3 protein-coding genes are annotated in these 3,136 nt (G+C 25.3%); all 3 read left to right on the forward strand.

The genetic code is table 11. From position 1 onward, the window contains the following. The coding region (locus JG677_RS07560) for an ABC transporter ATP-binding protein (RefSeq protein WP_200286032.1) at nucleotides 1–1,448 on the forward strand (1,448 nt) is incomplete at its 5' end. After that, nucleotides 1,445–2,512 carry a GalNAc-alpha-(1->4)-GalNAc-alpha-(1->3)-diNAcBac-PP-undecaprenol alpha-1,4-N-acetyl-D-galactosaminyltransferase gene (gene pglH, locus JG677_RS07565; protein ID WP_200286033.1) on the forward strand — a complete coding sequence of 356 codons (1,068 nt, stop codon included), beginning with the start codon at nucleotides 1,445–1,447 and terminating at the stop codon, nucleotides 2,510–2,512. The genes JG677_RS07560 and pglH, both read left to right, overlap by 4 nt. Then, a partial coding sequence (locus JG677_RS07570; protein ID WP_200286035.1) for a glycosyltransferase family 2 protein occupies nucleotides 2,493–3,136 on the forward strand: 644 nt, incomplete at its 3' end. The genes pglH and JG677_RS07570, both read left to right, overlap by 20 nt.

Genomic DNA, 3,136 nt, shown 5'->3' on the forward strand with positions numbered 1-3,136 from the left:
TACGTGCTTTATTAAATTCTTATTATTTCCATCTTTTAGCAAAATTTTCCAAAGGAAGGTATCATAGCATATCTTATAAAATTTTCTCAAAATATCTTCACATTAATTATGAGAATTTCACACAAAAAAGTCATTCTGAGTTATTAAAAAATGTCACAGGAGAAGTTTATAATCTTAGCACAATGATCTCTTCTTTTTTGCTTATGATGAGTGAAATTTTTGTTGTTTTATTGCTTTATATTTTGCTACTTTTAATTGATTATAAGATTACTTTAGCTTTAAGTATTTTTTTGTTTTTAAATGCCTTTATTTTAATGCGTATTCTTTCTCCTCTTGTTAAAAAAGCTGGATTAAGGCGTGAAGAGGCAATGAAAAATTTTTTTGAAATTATTAATACAAGTTTAAATAATTTTAAATTTATTAAATTAAAAATTAAAGAAAGAGCGATTTTAAAACTTTTTGAACAGCAAAGTAAGAATTTTAGCAAAGCAAATATAAGCAATGAAAGTATTGCTGCTTTGCCAAGAATATATCTTGAAGCCATTGGATTTTGTGTTTTGATTTTTATCGTTGTTTTTTTGGTTTTTAAAAATGAAGGAGATATTTCTAATATTTTAGCCACTATTTCTATTTTTGTTTTAGCGCTTTATCGATTGATGCCTAGTGCAAATCGTATTATCACAAGTTATCATGATTTACTTTATTATAGGTCTTCTTTAGATATTATTTATAATATTTTAAATCAAAAAGAAGAACAACTAGAAGATGAGAATATTACTTTTCAAAAAGAGATTCGTTTAGAAAATATAAGTTTTGCCTATCAGAATAAAAATAATTTATTTACTCGTTTAAATTTAAGTATAAAAAAAGGTGAAAAAATAGCATTTATTGGTGAGAGTGGATGCGGAAAAAGTACTTTAGTTGATATTATTATGGGCTTATTAAAGATAAAAGAAGGAAAAATTTACATTGATGATAAAATATTAAATGAAAACAATATGAAAAGTTTAAGATCTAAAATAGGCTATATTCCACAGCAAATTTATCTTTTTAATGATAGCATTGCTAAAAATATCGCTTTTGGTGATGAAATTGATTTTGATTTATTAAAAGAAGTTATCAAACAGGCTAATCTTGAAAAATTTATTAAAAGTTTGCCTAATGGAATTCATACAAAAGTAGGAGATGGTGGAAATAATTTAAGTGGAGGACAAAAACAAAGAATTGCTATTGCAAGAGCTTTATATTTAAAACCTGAAATTTTAATTCTTGATGAAGCAACTTCTGCTTTAGATAATGAAAGTGAAATGAAGATTATGGAGGAGCTTTTTAAAATTTCTAAAGATAAAACTATGATTATTATTGCTCATAGGCTTTTAGGTATAGCAAAGTGTGATAAAGTTTATAAATTAGAGAATTCAAAGCTTATTTTAGAGAGACAAAAATGAAAATTACTTTTATTATAGCTACTTTAAATTCTGGTGGAGCTGAGAGGGTTTTAGTGACTTTGGCAAATGAGTTTTGCAAAGAGCATGAGATAAAAATTATAAAATTTCATTCTGGAGAATCTTTTTATCCTTTGAATGCAAAGATAAAAGTTAAAACCTTGCAACAATTTAGATTTGATAATATTTATCATAAAATTGCCAGTCGTTTTAAAAAATATTTTGCATTAAGAAAGGCTTTAAAGGAAGAAAAAAGTGATATTTTTATCTCTTTTTTAGATACAACTAATATTGCTTGTATATTTGCAAAAATAGGCATAAAAACCCCTTTAATAATTTGCGAGCATAGTAATGAGGCTTATTTAAAATCAAAAATTTGGCGCTTTTTAAGAAGAATTGCTTATCCTTTTTGTGATGTTTTAAGTGTATTAGGATATAAGGATAAAGAATTTTATGAAAAATTTGTTAAAAAAGTTATTGTGCTTGCAAATCCAACTCATTTTTATTTACAAAAAGAAAATTTTGAAAAAGAAAATCTTATTCTTTTTGTAGGACGTTTAGATCACAATAAAAATGCTTTGATGTATTTAAAAGCTATTGCAAATTTAGATGAGAATTTAAGAGAAAATTATAGATTTTTAATTTTAGGAGATGGAGAATTAAAACAAGAATTAGAATATAAAGCTAAAAGTTTAAACATTAAGGTAGAATTTTTAGGTCGCGTGAAGGATGTAAAAACTTATTATTCTAAAGCTAAAATTTTATGTCTTTGTTCTTTTATGGAAGGTTTGCCAACGGTTTTAATTGAATCTTTATATTTTGATGTAGCTCGTATAGCAACTCATTATTATAATGGAGCAAATGATTTAATTGATGATGCTAAAGATGGATTTTTAATCAATTGTGATGATGAAAAAGCTTTAGCTGAAAAAATGTCTTTGTTAATGCAGAATGAATCTTTAAGAAAAGAATTGGTTTTAAATGCAAGAAAAAGATGTAAAGATTATGATATTTTGCATATTAAAGAAAAATGGATGAAGGTGATTAATGAACTTGGAATTTCCTAAAATTTCTGTTATTATCCCTACTTTTAAGCGTCCTTTATTGCTTAAAAAGGCATTAAAAAGTGTGCAAGATCAAGATTTTAAAGACTTAGAAATTATTGTTAGTGATGATGAATTAAATTCTCAAAGTGAAAAAATTGTGCAAGAATTTATGCTTAATGATGAGCGTATAAAATACGTTAAAAATACTAAATATAAACACGGCCCTAATGGCAATAAAAATAATGGCTTAGATTATGCTAAAGGAGAATTTATTACTTTTTTAGATGATGATGATGAGCTTTTACCTAATGCACTTAGTATTTTAATAGAAAAAAGCAAGCAAGGTTATTCTCATATTTTTGGAAATTGTTTAATTGAAGAAAATGGCATTTTAAAAGAAGAGTTAAGCGGTAAAGGCTTTACTAAAGATAGTGAAGTAACAAAAAAAGACTTTTTAATGGCACGATTTTATGGAGAGTTTTTATCAATTTTTAAGAAATCTTTGCTTAAAAATCATCGTTTTAATGAAGAATTTTATGGAAATGAGGCAACTCTTTGGGTGCATTTATATGATGAAAAAAGTTTTTATATTCATAAAGCATTAAGAGTATATAAGATTAATAGAGAAGATAGTGTAACTTTAGG

Origin of the sequence: Campylobacter sp. TTU-622 (assembly GCF_016598965.1) — a bacterium.
Lineage (GTDB): Bacteria > Campylobacterota > Campylobacteria > Campylobacterales > Campylobacteraceae > Campylobacter_D.

Excerpts from the sequence above, each read along its gene's own strand:
- pglH (WP_200286033.1), top strand. The coding sequence starts at position 1,445 with ATGAAAATTACTTTTATTATAGCTACTTTAAATTCTGGTGGAGCTGAG.